The sequence below is a fragment of the Pseudomonas sp. TE9122 genome, from assembly GCF_056278925.1.
In genome coordinates, this window is sequence record NZ_JBWBQI010000001.1 from 756379 (window position 1) to 773489 (window position 17111).

General features: G+C 59.3%; 16 protein-coding genes. 13 read left to right on the forward strand and 3 right to left on the reverse strand.

Going from position 1 to position 17111, the window contains the following annotated elements:
* Window positions 1–38 precede the first annotated feature (38 nt).
* The 5 genes from ACZ9BE_RS03210 (at window position 39) to ispD (ending at window position 5117) form a co-directional block, all read left to right on the forward strand.
* Entirely contained in the window at window positions 39–1670 is a 1632-nt protein-coding gene (locus ACZ9BE_RS03210; protein ID WP_016771462.1) for a CTP synthase, read from the forward strand.
* Window positions 1671–1674: 4 nt separating this feature from the next.
* Window positions 1675–2520 (forward strand): 3-deoxy-8-phosphooctulonate synthase, encoded by an 846-nt coding sequence (gene kdsA / locus ACZ9BE_RS03215; protein ID WP_007954807.1) that lies wholly within the window; start codon window positions 1675–1677, stop codon window positions 2518–2520.
* A 155-nt stretch (window positions 2521–2675) separates the two neighbouring features.
* On the forward strand, window positions 2676–3965 hold the full coding sequence (gene eno / locus ACZ9BE_RS03220) for a phosphopyruvate hydratase (RefSeq protein ID WP_041478121.1): 1290 nt from the start codon (window positions 2676–2678) through the stop codon (window positions 3963–3965).
* A 169-nt stretch (window positions 3966–4134) separates the two neighbouring features.
* Window positions 4135–4413 (forward strand): cell division protein FtsB, encoded by a 279-nt coding sequence (gene ftsB / locus ACZ9BE_RS03225; protein ID WP_016771460.1) that lies wholly within the window; start codon window positions 4135–4137, stop codon window positions 4411–4413.
* Window positions 4410–5117: a 2-C-methyl-D-erythritol 4-phosphate cytidylyltransferase gene (ispD, locus tag ACZ9BE_RS03230; RefSeq protein ID WP_150636327.1), complete on the forward strand. Its 708-nt coding sequence runs from the start codon at window positions 4410–4412 to the stop codon at window positions 5115–5117. The genes ftsB and ispD overlap by 4 nt, the downstream gene beginning before the upstream one ends.
* Window positions 5118–5249: 132 nt before the next feature.
* Here the strand turns inward: ispD and ACZ9BE_RS03235 are convergent, their stop codons facing one another.
* Window positions 5250–6146, reverse strand: coding sequence for a LysR family transcriptional regulator (locus ACZ9BE_RS03235; protein ID WP_460160423.1), 897 nt, complete (start codon window positions 6144–6146; stop codon window positions 5250–5252).
* Window positions 6147–6262: 116 nt separating this feature from the next.
* Here ACZ9BE_RS03235 and ACZ9BE_RS03240 point away from each other — a divergent pair, with 116 nt between their 5' ends.
* The 8 genes from ACZ9BE_RS03240 to rpoS all read left to right on the forward strand — a co-directional run bounded on the left by ACZ9BE_RS03240 (window position 6263) and on the right by rpoS (window position 13489).
* A complete protein-coding gene (locus ACZ9BE_RS03240; protein ID WP_007908835.1) occupies window positions 6263–7375 on the forward strand; it encodes an S-(hydroxymethyl)glutathione dehydrogenase/class III alcohol dehydrogenase in 1113 nt (370 codons plus the stop codon).
* 88 nt (window positions 7376–7463) lie between these two features.
* Window positions 7464–8309 (forward strand): S-formylglutathione hydrolase, encoded by an 846-nt coding sequence (gene fghA, locus ACZ9BE_RS03245; RefSeq protein ID WP_056783229.1) that lies wholly within the window; start codon window positions 7464–7466, stop codon window positions 8307–8309.
* A 43-nt stretch (window positions 8310–8352) separates the two neighbouring features.
* Window positions 8353–8826, forward strand: coding sequence for a 2-C-methyl-D-erythritol 2,4-cyclodiphosphate synthase (ispF, locus tag ACZ9BE_RS03250; RefSeq protein WP_016771456.1), 474 nt, complete (start codon window positions 8353–8355; stop codon window positions 8824–8826).
* Entirely contained in the window at window positions 8823–9881 is a 1059-nt protein-coding gene (gene truD, locus ACZ9BE_RS03255) for a tRNA pseudouridine(13) synthase TruD (protein WP_476248898.1), read from the forward strand. The genes ispF and truD overlap by 4 nt, the downstream gene beginning before the upstream one ends.
* The gene (gene surE / locus ACZ9BE_RS03260; protein ID WP_024011837.1) at window positions 9869–10618 is read left to right on the forward strand and encodes a 5'/3'-nucleotidase SurE; all 750 of its coding nucleotides are present in this window, start codon (window positions 9869–9871) and stop codon (window positions 10616–10618) included. The genes truD and surE overlap by 13 nt, the downstream gene beginning before the upstream one ends.
* Before the next feature lie 40 nt (window positions 10619–10658).
* A complete protein-coding gene (locus tag ACZ9BE_RS03265; RefSeq protein ID WP_160768345.1) occupies window positions 10659–11294 on the forward strand; it encodes a protein-L-isoaspartate(D-aspartate) O-methyltransferase in 636 nt (211 codons plus the stop codon).
* Between the two features lie 211 nt (window positions 11295–11505).
* Window positions 11506–12375, forward strand: coding sequence for a peptidoglycan DD-metalloendopeptidase family protein (locus tag ACZ9BE_RS03270; protein WP_041478115.1), 870 nt, complete (start codon window positions 11506–11508; stop codon window positions 12373–12375).
* A gap of 106 nt (window positions 12376–12481) precedes the next feature.
* On the forward strand, window positions 12482–13489 hold the full coding sequence (gene rpoS / locus ACZ9BE_RS03275; RefSeq protein WP_016771451.1) for an RNA polymerase sigma factor RpoS: 1008 nt from the start codon (window positions 12482–12484) through the stop codon (window positions 13487–13489).
* A gap of 527 nt (window positions 13490–14016) precedes the next feature.
* Here the strand turns inward: rpoS and fdxA are convergent.
* Complete coding sequence (gene fdxA, locus ACZ9BE_RS03280; protein ID WP_056783233.1) at window positions 14017–14340, reverse strand: ferredoxin FdxA; 324 nt, start codon at window positions 14338–14340, stop codon at window positions 14017–14019.
* A gap of 163 nt (window positions 14341–14503) precedes the next feature.
* Window positions 14504–17086 (reverse strand): DNA mismatch repair protein MutS, encoded by a 2583-nt coding sequence (gene mutS / locus ACZ9BE_RS03285; RefSeq protein ID WP_056783236.1) that lies wholly within the window; start codon window positions 17084–17086, stop codon window positions 14504–14506.
* Window positions 17087–17111 lie beyond the last annotated feature (25 nt).

Below are 17111 nucleotides of genomic sequence, written 5' to 3' on the forward strand. Positions count from 1 at the left end.
GGCTCGTTCCGCTTTAACGCAGACTTCTAGGGTTTTTCATGACGCGCTACATATTCGTCACGGGCGGTGTTGTTTCTTCATTGGGGAAAGGCATTGCCTCGGCTTCATTGGCGGCTATCCTGGAGGCGCGGGGGCTTAAGGTCACCATGCTGAAGCTGGATCCGTACATCAACGTCGATCCAGGCACCATGAGTCCGTTCCAGCACGGTGAAGTGTTCGTCACCCACGACGGCGCCGAGACCGATCTGGATCTGGGGCACTACGAGCGGTTCATCCGCACGACCATGACCCAGAACAACAACTTCACCACCGGCCGTGTCTACGAGCACGTGCTGCGCAAAGAGCGCCGTGGCGACTACCTGGGTGCAACCATCCAGGTGATCCCGCACATCACCGACGAAATCAAACGTCGCATCATCAAAGGTGCCGGTGACGCTGACGTGGCGATGGTTGAAATCGGTGGCACCGTCGGTGACATCGAGTCGCAACCATTCCTCGAAGCCATCCGCCAGTTGCGTTTCGAAGTCGGCGCCAAGCGCGCGATGCTGATGCACCTGACGCTGGTGCCGTACATCGCCACCGCTGGCGAAACCAAGACCAAACCGACCCAGCACTCCGTCAAGGAACTGCGCTCGATCGGTCTGCAGCCAGACGTGCTGGTGTGCCGCTCCGATCACCCGATCGATGTGTCCTCGCGTCGCAAGATCGCGCAGTTCACCAACGTTGAAGAGCGCGCGGTAATCGCGCTGGAAGACGCCGATACCATCTACAAGATCCCGGGCATCCTGCACTCGCAGGGCCTGGACGATTTCGTCGTCGAGCGTTTCGGTCTGCAATGCGGCAGCGCCGATCTGTCCGAGTGGGACGCAGTGGTCGATGCCAAGCTGAACCCGGAACACGAAGTGACCATCGCCATGGTCGGCAAGTACATGGAACTGCTCGACGCGTACAAGTCGCTGATCGAAGCGATGAGTCATGCCGGCATCAGCAACCGCACCAAGGTCAACCTGCGCTACATCGATTCCGAAGACATCGAGAACCAGGGCACTGCGCTGCTCGAAGGTGTTGATGCGATTCTGGTGCCGGGCGGCTTCGGTCTGCGTGGCGTGGAAGGCAAGATCACTGCCGTTCAGTACGCTCGCGAAAACAAGGTTCCGTACCTCGGCATCTGCCTGGGCATGCAAGTGGCGGTCATCGAGTTCGCCCGTAACGTGCTGGGCTGGAAAGACGCCAACTCCACCGAGTTCGATCGTGCCAGCGGCCATCCGGTGGTCGGTCTGATTACCGAGTGGGAAGACGCCACCGGCGCTGTCGAAGTACGTACCGAAGCGTCCGATCTGGGCGGCACCATGCGTCTCGGCGCACAGGATTGCCTGCTTGAGCCGGGCTCCAAAGTCCATGATTGCTACGGCAAGGACGTGATTGTCGAGCGTCATCGTCACCGTTACGAAGTGAACAACAACCTGCTGCCGCAGATCATCGAAGCCGGCCTGAAGATTTCCGGTCGCTCCGCCGATGCTGCGCTGGTCGAAGTGGTTGAAGCGCCGGATCATCCATGGTTCGTCGCCTGCCAGTTCCACCCTGAGTTCACCTCGACGCCACGCGACGGCCATCCGCTGTTCAGCGGTTTCGTCAAAGCCGCGTTGGCTCAACACCAGAAGAAGGCGTAACCCGATGGCACAGAAGATCATCCGCGTCGGCGACATCGAGATTGCCAACGACAAACCCATGGTGCTGTTCGGCGGCATGAACGTGCTGGAAAGCCGTGACATGGCCATGCAGGTTTGCGAAGAGTACGTGAAGGTCACCGAAAAACTCGGTATCCCTTACGTGTTCAAGGCCAGCTTCGACAAGGCCAACCGGTCTTCTGTGACTTCGTATCGCGGTCCTGGCCTGGAAGAGGGCATGCGCATCTTCCAGGACATCAAGCAAGCGTTCGGCGTGCCGATCATCACCGACGTCCACGAGCCGGATCAGGCCGCGGTCGTCGCTGAGGTCTGCGACATCATTCAGCTGCCGGCCTTCCTGTCGCGCCAGACCGATCTGGTTGTCGCGATGGCCAAGACCAATGCCGTGATCAACATCAAGAAAGCCCAGTTCCTCGCGCCTCAGGAAATGAAACACATCCTGAACAAGTGCGTGGAAGCGGGTAACGATCAGTTGATCCTCTGCGAGCGTGGTTCGAGCTTCGGCTACAACAACCTCGTGGTCGACATGCTCGGCTTCGGCATCATGAAGCAGTTCGAATACCCGGTGTTCTTCGACGTGACCCACTCGTTGCAAATGCCTGGCGGTCGTTCCGACTCCGCCGGCGGTCGCCGCGCGCAGGTCACCGATCTGGCCAAGGCCGGCATGAGCCAGTCGCTGGCGGGTCTGTTCCTCGAAGCGCATCCGGATCCGGACAACGCCAAATGCGACGGCCCTTGCGCCTTGCGTCTGGACAAACTGGAGCCATTCCTGGCCCAGCTCAAGGCTCTGGACGAACTGGTGAAGAGTTTTCCGACGGTAGAAACCGCGTAACGCTCGATTCTCCGGTAAAGTACCGCACGATTTGTCGCTCATGCCCTCGGGCGTGAGCGTTGTCGTCTGCAAGTCTGCCCGCTGTACTTCGCTTGCCGACGATAAAGATTTCCTCTAGCTGCGTCGTTTTCGTCAACTTTGGAGTGTTTACAACAATGGCAAAAATCGTCGACATCAAAGGTCGTGAAGTTCTCGACTCCCGTGGCAATCCCACCGTGGAAGCGGACGTGCTTCTCGACAACGGCATCATCGGCAGCGCCTGCGCGCCGTCCGGTGCATCCACTGGCTCGCGTGAAGCGCTCGAGCTGCGTGATGGCGACAAGAGCCGTTACCTGGGCAAGGGCGTGCTCAAGGCGGTAGCCAACATCAACGGTCCGATCCGCGATCTGCTGCTGGGCACCGACCCGAGCGACCAGAAAGCCCTCGACCAAGCGATGATCAAGCTCGACGGTACCGAAAACAAGGCGACCCTGGGCGCCAACGCCATCCTCGCCGTGTCCCTGGCTGCGGCCAAGGCGGCTGCGCAGGATCAGGATCTGCCGCTGTACGCACACATCGCCAACCTCAACGGCACCCCGGGTGTGTACTCGATGCCGGTCCCGATGATGAACATCATCAACGGTGGCGAGCACGCCGATAACAACGTCGACATCCAGGAATTCATGGTGCAGCCGGTCGGCGCCAAGTCGTTCTCGGAAGGTCTGCGCATGGGCACCGAGATTTTCCATCACTTGAAAGCTGTGCTGAAGGCCCGTGGCCTGAGCACCGCCGTTGGTGACGAAGGCGGTTTCGCACCGAACCTGGCGTCCAACGAAGACGCGCTGAAAGTGATCTCCGAAGCCGTGGCCAACGCCGGTTACAAGCTGGGCACCGACGTGACCCTGGCGCTGGACTGCGCCGCGAGCGAGTTCTACGAAGACGGCAAGTACAACCTGTCCGGCGAAGGCCAGGTGTTCACTGCTGAAGGTTTCGCCGACTACCTCAAAGGTCTGACCGAGCGTTACCCGATCATCTCCATCGAAGACGGTCTGGACGAGTCCGACTGGGCCGGCTGGAAAATCCTCACCGACAAGATCGGCGAGAAGACCCAACTGGTGGGCGACGACCTGTTCGTGACCAATACCAAGATCCTGAAAGAAGGCATCGATAAAAAGATCGCCAACTCGATCCTGATCAAGTTCAACCAGATCGGCACCCTGACCGAAACCCTGGAAGCCATCCAGATGGCCAAGGCTGCCGGCTACACCGCCGTGATCTCGCACCGCTCTGGCGAAACCGAAGATTCGACCATTGCCGACCTGGCTGTGGGCACCTCGGCTGGCCAGATCAAGACCGGTTCGCTGTGCCGCTCCGACCGCGTTTCCAAGTACAACCAACTGCTGCGTATCGAAGAGCAGTTGAACGGCAAGGCCAAGTACAACGGCCGTGCCGAGTTCCGCGGTTAAGCGCAACCTGATCAAAGGACACCGGATTGTGTCGGAAAAGTCGTGACAGCGATGGATTTGCCACTAATCTGATGCCTTAAGCACAAGCCTGGATCTTTCCAGGCTTCGTGCTATCAGATGCTGCAACATTATGCGTGGCTGTCTTTTTTCACTGGATACCTGATATTCGATGCGCAGTCCTTACTGGTTGTTTCTCGTTTTGCTCTTGCTGCTGGCCGGTCTGCAGTACCGCCTGTGGGTGGGCAATGGCAGTCTGGCGCAGGTCGCCGAGCTGAAACAGCAGATCGCCGAGCAACATGCCGAGAACGAAGGCCTGCTGGAGCGCAACCGAGTGATGGACGCTGAAGTCAGCGAACTGAAAAAAGGCATGGAGACCGTCGAAGAGCGGGCTCGTCACGAACTGGGCATGGTCAAGGACGGCGAAACCCTTTACCAGTTGGCCCAATGATCGATTCCCTGCCGGCCTTCTGGGCCGTGATTCCTGCCGCGGGCGTCGGTGCCCGAATGGCCGCGGACCGTCCCAAGCAATATCTGCAACTGGGCGGGCGCACAATTCTCGAACACAGCCTCGGCTGTTTCCTCGATCACCCGAGCCTCAAGGGCCTGGTGGTCAGTCTTGCTGTTGACGATCCCTATTGGCCGAATCTGGCTTGCGTCAGCGATCCACGCATTCAGCGGGTCGGCGGCGGGGCGGAGCGTTCTGCTTCGGTGCTCAATGCCTTGCTGCATCTGCATGCGCAAGGTGCCGACGATGACGATTGGGTGCTGGTGCATGATGCGGCCCGGCCGAATCTGAGTCGCGATGATCTCGACAAGTTGCTTGCCGAACTGGCGGATGACCCGGTCGGTGGTCTGTTGGCGGTGCCCGCTCGCGACACGCTCAAACGCATTGATAAAAACGGTCGTGTGGTTGAAACGGTGGACCGCAGTGTGATCTGGCAGGCGTATACGCCGCAGATGTTTCGCCTCGGCGCGTTGCATCGGGCGTTGGCCGACAGCCTGGTTGCGGATGCCGTGATTACCGATGAAGCTTCTGCGATGGAATGGGCCGGTCTGGCACCGCGTCTGATCGAAGGGCGGGCGGATAACCTCAAGGTGACCCGGCCGGAAGATCTGGAGTGGTTGCGCCAGCGTTGGGCGAATCGCCGCTGAGATTTGGGGTCGCTGTGGCATTGCCTTCGCGAGCAGGCTCGCTCCCACAGAGGGAATGCATTCAGCTGTCGAACTCGGTCAATTGTGGGAGCGAGCCTGCTCGCGAAAACGGTCGCACAGGCAACCAATAACTCAAAGTTTGTACTCCGGCCTTTCAGCCAGTCCCACCTTCAAATAATCCACCAACTTGCGCACCTTCGGCGACAGATGCCGCTGCTGCGGATACAACGCCCACACCGCCGTATTCGGCGGCTGATGCGCCTCCAGCAAGGAAATCAGCGCGCCACTGTGCAGATGCTCGAGCACGTAATAGTCCGGCAACTGACACAACCCGACGCCCTGAAGCGCCGCATCCAGCACCGCTTGCCCACTATTGCAACGCCAGTTGCCTTGCACCCGCTGGGAAAATTCCCTGCCGTTCTGTTCCATTTGCCATATATCCGAACTGCCGATCAGGCAATTGTGTCGACTCAATTCCGACAAACTGTGTGGGCGTCCGTACCGTTCCAGGTAGGACGGCGATGCGCACAGGTACATTCTCCGTGGTGCCAGACGTGTGGCGACCAAGCGCGAATCCTGTAACCGACCCAGACGGATCGCCAGGTCCAGCCCTTCATGCACCAGATCCAGTTGGCGATTGCTCAGCTCTATATCGATGCGCAACTGCGGGTACAGCCCCATGAAGCGAGTCACCAGCGGCACGATAAAACGTTCGCCGTAGGCCACCGCGCAGGTCATGCGCAGCATGCCTTTCGGTTCGCTGGTCAGATCACCTACCGCGCGCAAGGCTTCTTCGCGACCGTCCTGCAGGCGCTGGCAATGCTGCAGAAAAGTCTGCCCGGCTTCGGTCAACGTAACTCGCCGGGTGCTGCGGTAGAGCAGTCGCGTCTGCAGACGCTCTTCGAGCCGTACGATTTGTCGACTGATGTGTGAGGAAGAAACCCCAAGACGCTCGGCAGCGGCGGTGAATTGATTGCATTCGGCGACGGCAACGAACTCATCGATGCCTTCCCAGCGGTTTTCCGACACTTGGATTATCCCTGTATGGCAATAATGTTTTGCTTTGGTCCGGATTATTCCTCAGGAAGCGCTGAACTACACTGTCTGTCTGCTTTTTTATTTATTGGGTTCACTGGAGAGTCAGCATGATCAAGTCGCGCGCCGCCGTTGCCTTCGAGGCCAAGAAGCCGCTGGAAATCGTAGAAGTCGATGTCGCCATGCCCAAGGCCGGTGAAGTATTGCTGCGCGTCGTCGCTTCCGGGGTTTGCCACACCGATGCCTACACCTTGTCCGGCGCAGACCCGGAAGGCATCTTCCCGTCGATCCTCGGCCATGAAGGTGGCGCCATCGTTGAAGCGATCGGCGAAGGCGTGACTTCGGTCGCCGTCGGCGATCACGTCATTCCGCTGTACACCCCGGAATGCGGCCAGTGCAAATTCTGCAAGTCGGGCAAGACCAACCTCTGCCAGGCGATTCGCGCCACCCAAGGCAAGGGCCTGATGCCGGATGGCACTTCGCGCTTTTCCTACAAGGGCGAAACGATTTTCCACTACATGGGCACTTCGACGTTTTCGGAGTACACCGTACTGCCGGAAATTTCCGTAGCGAAGATCTCCAAAGACGCGCCGCTGGAAAAGGTCTGCCTGCTCGGTTGCGGCGTCACCACCGGTATCGGCGCCGTGCTCAACACCGCCAAGGTCAAGCCGGGTGACACCGTGGCCATCTTCGGTCTCGGCGGTATCGGCTTGTCGGCCGTGATCGGCGCGGTGAAAGCCAAGGCTGCGCGGATCATCGCCATCGACATCAATCCAGCCAAGTTCGAAATCGCCAAACAACTCGGTGCCACCGATTGCGTGAATCCGAAAGACTTTGATCGTCCGATCCAGGAAGTAATCGTCGACATGACCGATGGCGGCGTCGACTTCTCCTTCGAGTGCATCGGCAATGTGCAACTGATGCGCGCCGCGCTTGAGTGCTGCCACAAAGGCTGGGGCGAGTCGGTCATCATCGGTGTCGCCGGTGCCGGCCAGGAAATCGCTACCCGTCCGTTCCAGTTGGTCACCGGTCGCGTCTGGCGCGGTTCGGCGTTCGGCGGCGTGCGTGGCCGTACTGAATTGCCAAGCTACGTCGACATGGCCCAGAGCGGCGAAATCCCGCTGGATACCTTCATCACCCACACCATGGGCCTGGAAGATATCAACAAGGCGTTCGACCTGATGCACGAAGGCAAGAGCATCCGCACCGTCATTCATTTCTAAGGAGCAGCGGCAAGCTACAAGCCACAAGCTGCAAGCAGGCGCAATTCCCTCTTGCAGCTTGAAGCTCGCAGCTTGCGGCTGAAGTGCTATGAATCTGGAAAACATTTCCTGTCAGAAGAGTTTTGGTGGCTGGCACAAGCGTTATCGCCATCGCTCCGAAGTGCTTGATTGCGACATGGTCTTTGCCGTGTACCTGCCGCCACAAGCGGAGCAGGGCGGCAAGCTGCCGGTGTTGTACTGGTTGTCAGGCCTGACCTGCACCGATGAGAACTTCATGCAGAAGGCCGGTGCGATGCGCATGGCTGCCGAGCTCGGGTTGATCATCGTCGCCCCGGATACCAGTCCGCGTGGCGCGGATGTCCCGGATGATGCCGACAAAGCTTGGGATTTCGGTCTCGGCGCCGGGTTTTATCTGAACGCCACGCAGGAACCGTGGGCGCGGCACTATCAGATGCATGACTATGTCGTGCAGGAACTGCCTGCTCTGGTCGAAGCGCATTTCCCCGCTTCCGACAAACGCAGTATCAGCGGTCACTCCATGGGCGGCCACGGCGCATTGGTCTGCGCGCTGCGCAATCCCGGGCGTTATCAGTCAGTGTCGGCGTTCTCGCCGATTACCCATCCAATCGATTGCCCGTGGGGTCAGAAGGCCTTTTCCAACTATTTGGGCGAAGACCGTTCGAAGTGGAAGGAGTGGGACGCCTGTGTGCTGATCGCAGAGGCGACGGAGAAGTTGCCGTTGCTGGTCGATCAAGGTGATCGTGACGATTTCCTCGCCACCCAGCTGAAACCCGAAGCCCTGCAACACGCCGCAAAACAAGCGGGGCATCCGCTGGAGCTGCGCCTGCAACCGGGCTACGACCACAGCTATTTCTTCATCTCAAGCTTCATTGACGACCACTTGCAGCATCACGCACGCGCTCTGCGCGGTTAATGCAGGTAGAATCACGCCCTGACAAAAATCGGGGCGTTTTTTTATGCGTATTGGCCACGGCTACGATGTGCACCGTTTCGCTGAAGGCGATTTCATTACTCTGGGCGGCGTGCAGATTGCACACAGCTTCGGGCTGCTCGCTCATTCCGACGGTGACGTCCTGCTGCACGCCTTGAGCGATGCCTTGCTCGGCGCGGCGGCGCTGGGTGATATCGGCAAACACTTCCCGGACACCGATCCGCAATTCAAGGGCGCCGACAGCCGTGTGCTGTTGCGTCATGTGGTCAGTCTGATTCACGCCAAGGGCTGGAAAGTCGGCAACGTCGACAACACCATCGTTGCCCAGGCGCCAAAAATGGCGCCGCATATCGAATCGATGCGCGCGCTGATCGCGGCGGATCTTCAAGTTGAGTTGGATCAAGTGAACGTCAAAGCTACCACCACCGAAAAGCTTGGCTTTGTCGGTCGCGAAGAAGGCATCGCCGTGCACTCCGTTGCCTTGTTGCTGCGCGCATGAATGAACTGCAATTACTCGGCCCACGGGCCTATGGCGAACCCCTCGGCACAGCGGTACTGAAAGCCATCGCCGAAGATTTCCAGGTCGATGAAGTGCTGGATATTCCGTTCAGCGGTGACGGCGAACACCTGTGGATCTGGGTGGAAAAGCGCGGCCTCAATACCGAAGAAGCGGCGCGGCGTATCGCCAAGGCAGCCGGCGTGCCGTTGCGTACCGTCAGCTATGCCGGGCTGAAGGACCGTCAGGCCCTGACCCGACAGTGGTTCAGCGTGCAGTTGCCGGGCAAGGCCGATCCGGATCTGTCGGCGGCGGAAAACGACACGCTGAAGATCCTCAAGACCACGCGCCACAAGCGCAAGCTGCAACGCGGTGCGCATTCGGCCAATGGCTTCACCCTGCGCCTGACGCAATTCAATGGCGACAAAGATGCGATTGAACAGCGGCTGCAACTGATCGCCAGACAAGGCGTCCCCAATTATTTCGGCGCCCAGCGCTTCGGCCATGACGGCGGCAACGTTGTCGATGCGCGGGCGTGGGCGGCGCGCAAGGCTTTGCCGGAACAGCGCAATGTGCGTTCGCGTTTGCTGTCGACGGCGCGCAGCTTTCTGTTCAACCAGGTGCTCGCGGCGCGTGTCGCCGATGGCACCTGGAACACCGCACTGATCGGCGATCTGCTGGCCTTTACTGACAGCCGCAGCTTTTTCCCGGCCGGCGAAGCCGAATGCAGCGACCCGCGTCTGGCGATTCTCGACCTGCACCCGACCGGTCCGCAGTGGGGCGAAGGTGACTCGCCCACCGCTGGCGCAGTCCATGAACTGGAGCAGGCGATCGCCGCCCGCGAAGCGGATCTGCGCGACTGGTTGATCCACGCCGACATGAGCCATGAACGTCGCATCCTGCGGCTGCCCATTGGCGGGTTGACGTGGCATTATCCCCAACCTGACATTCTGCAACTGGAATTCGTCCTCCCGGCCGGATGCTTTGCCACCGTATTGGTGCGCGAGCTCGTTGATCTGGTGCCGGTGGGGCAGACGGACAGCCCATGCGTATTCTGATTTCTAACGACGATGGGGTAACCGCGCCCGGTCTCGCCGCGCTTTATGCTGCGCTGGCGGATTACACCGAATGCGTGGTTATCGCCCCGGAGCAGGACAAAAGCGGCGCCAGCAGTTCGCTGACGCTCGACCGTCCGCTGCACCCGCAATACCTGGCGAACGGCTTTATCAGCCTCAACGGCACACCGACCGATTGCATTCACCTGGGCCTTAACGGCTTGCTTGAGCGCGAAGCGGACATGGTGGTATCCGGCATTAATCTGGGCGCCAATCTTGGTGACGACGTGCTGTATTCCGGAACCGTGGCGGCAGCGCTGGAAGGACGATTTCTCGAGCGCCCATCGTTTGCCTTCTCCCTGGTCTCGCGTCAGGTGGACAATCTGCCGACTGCGGCCTACTTTGCGCGCAAACTGGTCGAGGCCCACGCCGGGCTGGATCTGCCACCGCGCACGGTGCTCAACGTGAACATCCCCAATCTGCCCATCGATCACATCCGTGGCATTCAGTTGACCCGCCTCGGTCATCGCGCCCGCGCGGCGGCGCCGATGAAAGTGGTCGATCCGCGCGGCAAGGCCGGTTACTGGATTGCCGCTGCCGGCGACGCTGAAGACGGCGGCCCGGGCACCGATTTTCATGCCGTGATGCAGGGCTATGTGTCCATCACGCCGTTGCAGCTCGATCGCACTTTCAATGATGCCTTCAGAAGTCTGGATGGCTGGCTGGGAGGGCTGAGCTGATGCGCGAACACACGACGACCGCCTGCGCAGCGGCATAGGCATGACCTCCCAACGTACGCGCGAGCGCCTGATCCAGCGTCTATATGAAGAAGGCGTGTCGAACGCCAAGGTGCTGGAAGTGATCCGCCGCACGCCGCGTCATCTGTTTGTCGACGAGGCGCTGGCGCATCGCGCTTATGAAGACACCGCGCTGCCGATCGGCAACAACCAGACCATTTCCCAGCCTTATATGGTGGCGCGCATGAGCGAGCTGCTGCTGGAGGCCGGCCCGCTGGATAAAGTGTTGGAGATCGGCACCGGTTCCGGCTACCAGACGGCGGTGTTGTCGCAACTGGTCGAACGGGTGTTTTCGGTCGAACGCATCAAGGTGCTGCAGGACCGCGCCAAGGAGCGCCTGGTCGAGCTGAACCTGCGCAACGTGGTGTTTCGCTGGGGCGATGGCTGGGAAGGCTGGCCGGCGCTGGCACCATACAACGGCATCATCGTCACCGCCGTTGCCACCGATGTACCGCAGGCTTTGCTGGATCAACTGGCCCCCGGTGGGCGCATGGTAATTCCGGTTGGCTCGGGTGAAGTGCAACAACTGATGCTGATCGTGCGCGAGGAACATGGCTTTTCCCGACACGTTCTGGGCGCTGTGCGTTTCGTGCCGTTGCTCAACGGGCCACTGGCCTGAGCATTTGCAAACAGGGCTGAATTCCTTTCAACGGCGCCGGTCTTACACCGGCAGCCAGAGTTTAAACGCAGCGTACTTGCCCCTGGCAAACGTGTGCGTCCGGTGATTTCGCTTCATTAAAGGTAAAGCCGGTTCGGCCCGTTATACTTGCGACACCTCATGCCGCAATGCGGCATTCAGAATTTTTCAGCCACCACAAAGGGAGCGGCGGGTGAGTCTCACAGTCATTGCGCAGCGTATGGGTAACACGAGCTTTCAGCGCCTGGTGACTGGCCTTGTCTTGAGCACCTTGCTGGTCGGTTGCTCCAGCACCAAATCGAGCAACGTACGGGTTGTTGATCGCAACAATGCGGTGGCGCAACGTCCTACCGTTACCACCGGGCAATATGTAGTCCGTCCCGGCGATACCTTGTTTTCGATCGCCTTTCGTTACGGCTGGGACTACAAAACCCTCGCCGCCCGGAACAATATTCCTACGCCGTATACGATCCATCCGGGTCAGACAATTCGCTTCGACGGGCGCAGCGGTTCAACGCCGACAGCGGTGGTGAGCAACTCCAGTTCCTCGCCTTCTTCGTCGAGTAAAACCACAGTAATCCGGCGCCAGGCGAATGGCACCACAACCACTACAACCACCGGTTCCAAAGGGGTTGTACCGTCCGTCGCGAGCAAACCTGCACCCGCTCCACTGCCTCCGGCAGGCCCGGCCCCGACCGGCTGGGGATGGCCATCTAATGGCGTTCTGATTGGAAAATTCTCTTCAAACGGTAGTTTGAATAAAGGAATTGATATCGCCGGAGATTTGGGACAGCCTGTTTTAGCTGCGTCTGATGGGACGGTCGTATACGCCGGGAGTGGCTTAAGGGGCTACGGCGAATTGGTCATCATCAAACACAGCGAAACCTACGTCAGTGCTTACGGACATAACCGCAGGCTGTTGGTTCGGGAGGGGCAGCAGGTCAAGGTCGGACAGACAATTGCCGAAATGGGGTCAACGGGTACAGACCGGGTGAAACTGCATTTTGAGATTCGCCGCCAAGGTAAACCAGTGGATCCGCTGCAGTTCCTGCCAAGACGTTGATTTGTAGGCCAGCCTGTTCCGTCGCGTAGAGGGGACAGGCTCCAGCGTTGCCAAGGATAAAGGCGTCGCTTGAGCTTGGGGTCGAACTCACCAAAGGACTATAACAATGGCTCTCAGTAAAGAAGTGCCGGAGTTTGACATCGACGATGAGGTTCTCCTTATGGAGACCGGCATCGATTCGGATTCGATGTTGAATGATGAAGGGGCTGCTCCACCTTCCGTTCGTTCCAAATCCAGACACTCCGCCACACTCAAACAACATAAATACATCGACTACACTCGGGCACTTGATGCCACGCAGCTGTATCTCAACGAAATCGGCTTTTCCCCTCTGCTCTCCCCGGAAGAAGAAGTTCATTTTGCGCGCTTGTCGCAAAGTGGCGATCCTGCCGGGCGCAAGCGCATGATCGAAAGTAACCTGCGGCTGGTCGTCAAGATCGCCCGGCGTTACGTCAATCGGGGGCTGTCGCTGCTGGATCTGATCGAAGAGGGCAACCTCGGCCTGATCCGCGCGGTGGAAAAGTTCGATCCCGAGCGCGGCTTCCGCTTCTCGACCTACGCAACCTGGTGGATCCGTCAGACCATCGAGCGCGCGATCATGAATCAGACCCGGACCATCCGGCTGCCGATTCACGTGGTCAAGGAGCTCAACGTGTACCTGCGGGCCGCACGGGAGCTGACGCAAAAACTCGACCACGAACCTTCACCCGAAGAAATCGCCAACCTGCTGGAAAAACCGGTGGGGGAGGTCAAGCGCATGCTCGGCCTCAACGAAAGGGTTTCTTCGGTCGACGTCTCGCTGGGTCCGGATTCGGATAAAACCCTGCTGGACACACTCACTGACGATCGTCCGACCGATCCGTGCGAACTGCTGCAGGACGATGATCTGTCGCAGAGCATCGATCAATGGCTGTCGGAGCTGACCGACAAGCAGCGCGAGGTGGTGATTCGCCGCTTCGGGCTGCGTGGTCACGAAAGCAGCACGCTGGAAGATGTCGGCCTGGAGATCGGTCTGACCCGCGAGCGGGTACGGCAGATTCAGGTGGAAGGGCTCAAGCGCCTTCGCGAGATCCTTGAAAAGAACGGCCTGTCGAGCGAGTCGCTGTTTCAATAAGCGCCTTATCCTCCGCCCGCAAAAGCCCCGGCTGATTCGATCAGTCGGGGTTTTTTTGTTTTTCGCGTGCAGCAAATCGGGCTTTCGGCAGCCACCAGACAAGCGGTCGTCAATTTCTGAATTTGTAGTCTCGCGCTGTAAGCCTTTGCTTACTGTGTCGTAAGTGTTCGTTATTTTTACACTTCGGTGGAAGGCGATCGCGCTCACTTACAGTGAGCAACCTTTTGATTTTGTTAATTATTTCGTAAATGTTATGTCCTTGTGACAGAGCGCGCGTACGCCGAGGGCCAATTGCTCGTCTCCAGAAACTCTCTAATATCTCAACTGTGTCGACGGACAGACACGCCCTTCACGGAAGAGGGGAACGGACATCGCAGGAGGCGATTCATCAGGACGATGAAAAGGACTACAGGGAATAGGGAAAAAATGTGGGCGGGTCATACCGCCCCTTTTTTCGTCTGCAGAAAAGTAAAACCTGCAAAAGCAAAAAGGCCCGCAAGGGGCCTTTCAGTCGAGCTCGGGGTAGATCAGCGTTCGAGGTGTTTGATCTTGTTCGGCTGGCCATCCCACTCTTCGGCATCCGGCAGCGATTCTTTTTTCTCGGTGATGTTCGGCCAGATATCCGCCAGCTCGGCATTGAGCTCGATGAAGTTTTCCATGCCGCTTGGGATCTCGTCTTCCGAGAAGATCGCCACAGCCGGGCATTCTGGTTCACACAGCGCGCAGTCGATGCACTCGTCCGGGTGAATCACCAGGAAGTTCGGGCCTTCGTAAAAGCAGTCCACCGGACAGACTTCTACGCAGTCGGTGTACTTGCACTTGATGCAGTTGTCGGTGACGACGAAGGTCATTTCTAATTTTCTCCTCAGGCGGCGGCAGCGTTGCCCCTTCACGGTTGGGGTCGCCAGGTTCGGGAGCGATACCTGCTGACCAGGCTATGAGCCAGCAGCATCCCGAACCGCGCGAGATTCTAACAGCTTGAAGCGAATTGCGTTATATCCGCTTCTTCAGTGCTTATATCCGGTTCTTCAGTGCATAGAGCATTTCCAGCGCACGGCGTGGCGTCATGTCGTCCAGATCCACTTTCGCCAATTCATCGAGCACCGGATGTGGCAGTGAGGCGAACATGTCGCTTTGCTGCGGTGTCGACGGCTTGCCCTTGGCCGCCGGTTTCGGCGCCTCGTGGGGCAGGGCAGTGTCTTCCAGGCGACTCAGATGCTCGCGCGCTCGCAGAATCACCTCGCTCGGCACGCCGGCCAGTTGTGCGACTGCCAAGCCATAGCTCTGACTGGCAGGCCCAGGCAGAACATGGTGCAGGAACACGATCCGTTCGTTGTGCTCGGTGGCATTGAGATGCACGTTAGCGACAAGAGGTTCGGCTTCCGGCAGCACGGTCAGCTCAAAATAGTGCGTAGCAAACAGGGTGTAGGCGCGCAAATGGGCCAAGCGCTCGGCCGCCGCCCACGCCAGCGACAGACCGTCAAAGGTGCTGGTACCGCGCCCGACTTCGTCCATCAGCACCAGACTGCGCTCGGTCGCGTTATGCAGGATGTTGGCGGTTTCGCTCATCTCGACCATGAAGGTCGAGCGACCGCCGGCCAGATCATCGCTTGAGCCGATACGGGTGAAGATGCGGTCGACCAGCGACAGCTCGCAACTGGCGGCCGGCACGAAACTGCCAATATGCGCTAGCAACACGATCAACGCGGTTTGCCGCATGTAAGTGGATTTACCGCCCATGTTCGGGCCGGTGATGACCAGCATGCGCGTATTGTCGTCCAGGCTCAGATCGTTGGCCACGAACGGCGTGGTCAGCACTTGCTCGACCACAGGGTGACGACCCTGGGTGATGCGCATGCACGGCTCGCTGACGAAACGCGGGCAATTGAGGTCGAGATTCAGCGCACGCTCGGCAAGGTTGCTCAGTACATCCAGCTCGGCCAAGGCGCCGGCGGTGTCCTGCAATGGTGGTAACTGGCTGATCAAGTCTTCGAGCAGCGCCTCGTAAAGCATTTTTTCCCGGGCCAGCGCGCGGCTCTTGGCGGAAAGTGCCTTGTCTTCGAATTCTTTCAGCTCAGGTGTGATGAAGCGCTCGGCGCCTTTAAGCGTCTGCCGGCGGATATAGTCAGCCGGCGCCGATTCGGCCTGCTTGCTCGGCAGTTCGATGAAGTAGCCGTGGATACGGTTGTAGCCGACTTTGAGGTTGGCCAGACCAGTACGGGCTTTCTCCCGGGCTTCGAGATCGATGAGGAACTGGCCGGCGTTTTCGCTCAGTGATTGCAGTTCGTCGAGTTCGCTGTCGTAACCGGTTTTCAGCACGCCGCCGTCACGGATCACCGCTGGCGGATTGTCGATGATGGCTTTTTCCAGCAATGCGGCCAGTTCCGGATAGGTGCTGGTGGTGGCCGCCAGATGCTGCAGGTGCGGCGCTTCCAGATCGGTCATCGCCACTTGCAGTTCGGGCAGTGCGCCGAGAGCATCACGCAGACGCGCAAGGTCACGCGGCCGCGCATTGCGCAGACCGATACGCGCCAGAATCCGTTCGATATCGCCGATTTCCTTGAGCTGGGGTTGCAGCTTTTCGAAGCGGTAGCCGTCGAGCAGGCAGCGGATCGAGGTCTGACGCGCCAGCAACACGGTGAGATCGCGCAACGGTCGGTTCAACCAACGAGTGAGCAAGCGACTGCCCATGGCGGTCTGGCAGCGATCGACCACCGATTGCAGCGTGTTGTCGCGGCCACCGGCCAGATTGGTGTCGAGTTCCAGATTGCGCCGGCTGGCGCCGTCGAGCACCACGGTGTCATCGAGACGTTCGTGACGCAGGCTACGCAAATGGGGCAGGGCAGTGCGCTGGGTTTCCTTGGCGTAGGCCAACAGGCAGCCGGCAGCGCCAATGGCCAGGGTCAGGTTCTCGCAGCCGAAGCCTTTCAGGTCTTGGGTGGAAAACTGCTGGCAGAGACTTTTCAGCGCCGAATCGCGCTCGAAATCCCACGGCGCGCGACGGCGTACGCCACGGCGTTTTTCCGCCGGCAGGTCTTTTGGCCAGTCATCCGGAATCAGCAATTCCACCGGGTTGACCCGCTCCAGTTCCGCCAGCAGGTTTTCCCAGCCTTTGATCTCGAGCACGGTGAAGTTGCCGCTGGTGATGTCCAGCACCGCCAGACCGAATAGACGCTCATCGCCCAATACCGCTGCAATCAGGTTATCGCGGCGTTCATCCAGCAGCGCCTCGTCACTGACTGTCCCCGGCGTGATGATCCGTACGACCTGGCGCTCCACCGGGCCTTTGCTGGTGGCCGGGTCGCCGACTTGCTCGCAAATCACCACCGACTCGCCGAGCTTGACCAGTTTCGCCAGGTAACCTTCCGCCGCGTGGTAAGGAATCCCACACATCGGAATCGCCTGACCCGCCGACTGCCCGCGCGCGGTCAGGGTGATGTCCAGCAACTTGGCAGCTTTCTTCGCATCTTCGTAGAAGATTTCGTAAAAATCGCCCATGCGATAGAACATCAGCTGGTCAGGGTGCTGATTCTTCAGGCGCCAGTATTGCTGCATCATCGGAGTGTGGGAGGACAGGTCGGAGACGGCTTTATTCATCGGATTGTCGGGCAACTCGTTAAAA

What these genes read in the sequence shown, in the direction of transcription:
- ACZ9BE_RS03210 (WP_016771462.1), top strand. Translation starts at nt 39, where the DNA reads ATGACGCGCTACATATTCGTCACGGGCGGTGTTGTTTCTTCATTGGGG.
- kdsA (WP_007954807.1), top strand. Translation starts at nt 1,675, where the DNA reads ATGGCACAGAAGATCATCCGCGTCGGCGACATCGAGATTGCCAACGAC.
- eno (WP_041478121.1), top strand. Translation starts at nt 2,676, where the DNA reads ATGGCAAAAATCGTCGACATCAAAGGTCGTGAAGTTCTCGACTCCCGT.
- ftsB (WP_016771460.1), top strand. Translation starts at nt 4,135, where the DNA reads ATGCGCAGTCCTTACTGGTTGTTTCTCGTTTTGCTCTTGCTGCTGGCC.
- ispD (WP_150636327.1), top strand. Translation starts at nt 4,410, where the DNA reads ATGATCGATTCCCTGCCGGCCTTCTGGGCCGTGATTCCTGCCGCGGGC.
- ACZ9BE_RS03240 (WP_007908835.1), top strand. Translation starts at nt 6,263, where the DNA reads ATGATCAAGTCGCGCGCCGCCGTTGCCTTCGAGGCCAAGAAGCCGCTG.
- fghA (WP_056783229.1), top strand. Translation starts at nt 7,464, where the DNA reads ATGAATCTGGAAAACATTTCCTGTCAGAAGAGTTTTGGTGGCTGGCAC.
- ispF (WP_016771456.1), top strand. Translation starts at nt 8,353, where the DNA reads ATGCGTATTGGCCACGGCTACGATGTGCACCGTTTCGCTGAAGGCGAT.
- truD (WP_476248898.1), top strand. Translation starts at nt 8,823, where the DNA reads ATGAATGAACTGCAATTACTCGGCCCACGGGCCTATGGCGAACCCCTC.
- surE (WP_024011837.1), top strand. Translation starts at nt 9,869, where the DNA reads ATGCGTATTCTGATTTCTAACGACGATGGGGTAACCGCGCCCGGTCTC.
- ACZ9BE_RS03265 (WP_160768345.1), top strand. Translation starts at nt 10,659, where the DNA reads ATGACCTCCCAACGTACGCGCGAGCGCCTGATCCAGCGTCTATATGAA.
- rpoS (WP_016771451.1), top strand. Translation starts at nt 12,482, where the DNA reads ATGGCTCTCAGTAAAGAAGTGCCGGAGTTTGACATCGACGATGAGGTT.
- fdxA (WP_056783233.1), bottom strand. Translation starts at nt 14,340, where the DNA reads ATGACCTTCGTCGTCACCGACAACTGCATCAAGTGCAAGTACACCGAC.
- mutS (WP_056783236.1), bottom strand. Translation starts at nt 17,086, where the DNA reads ATGAATAAAGCCGTCTCCGACCTGTCCTCCCACACTCCGATGATGCAG.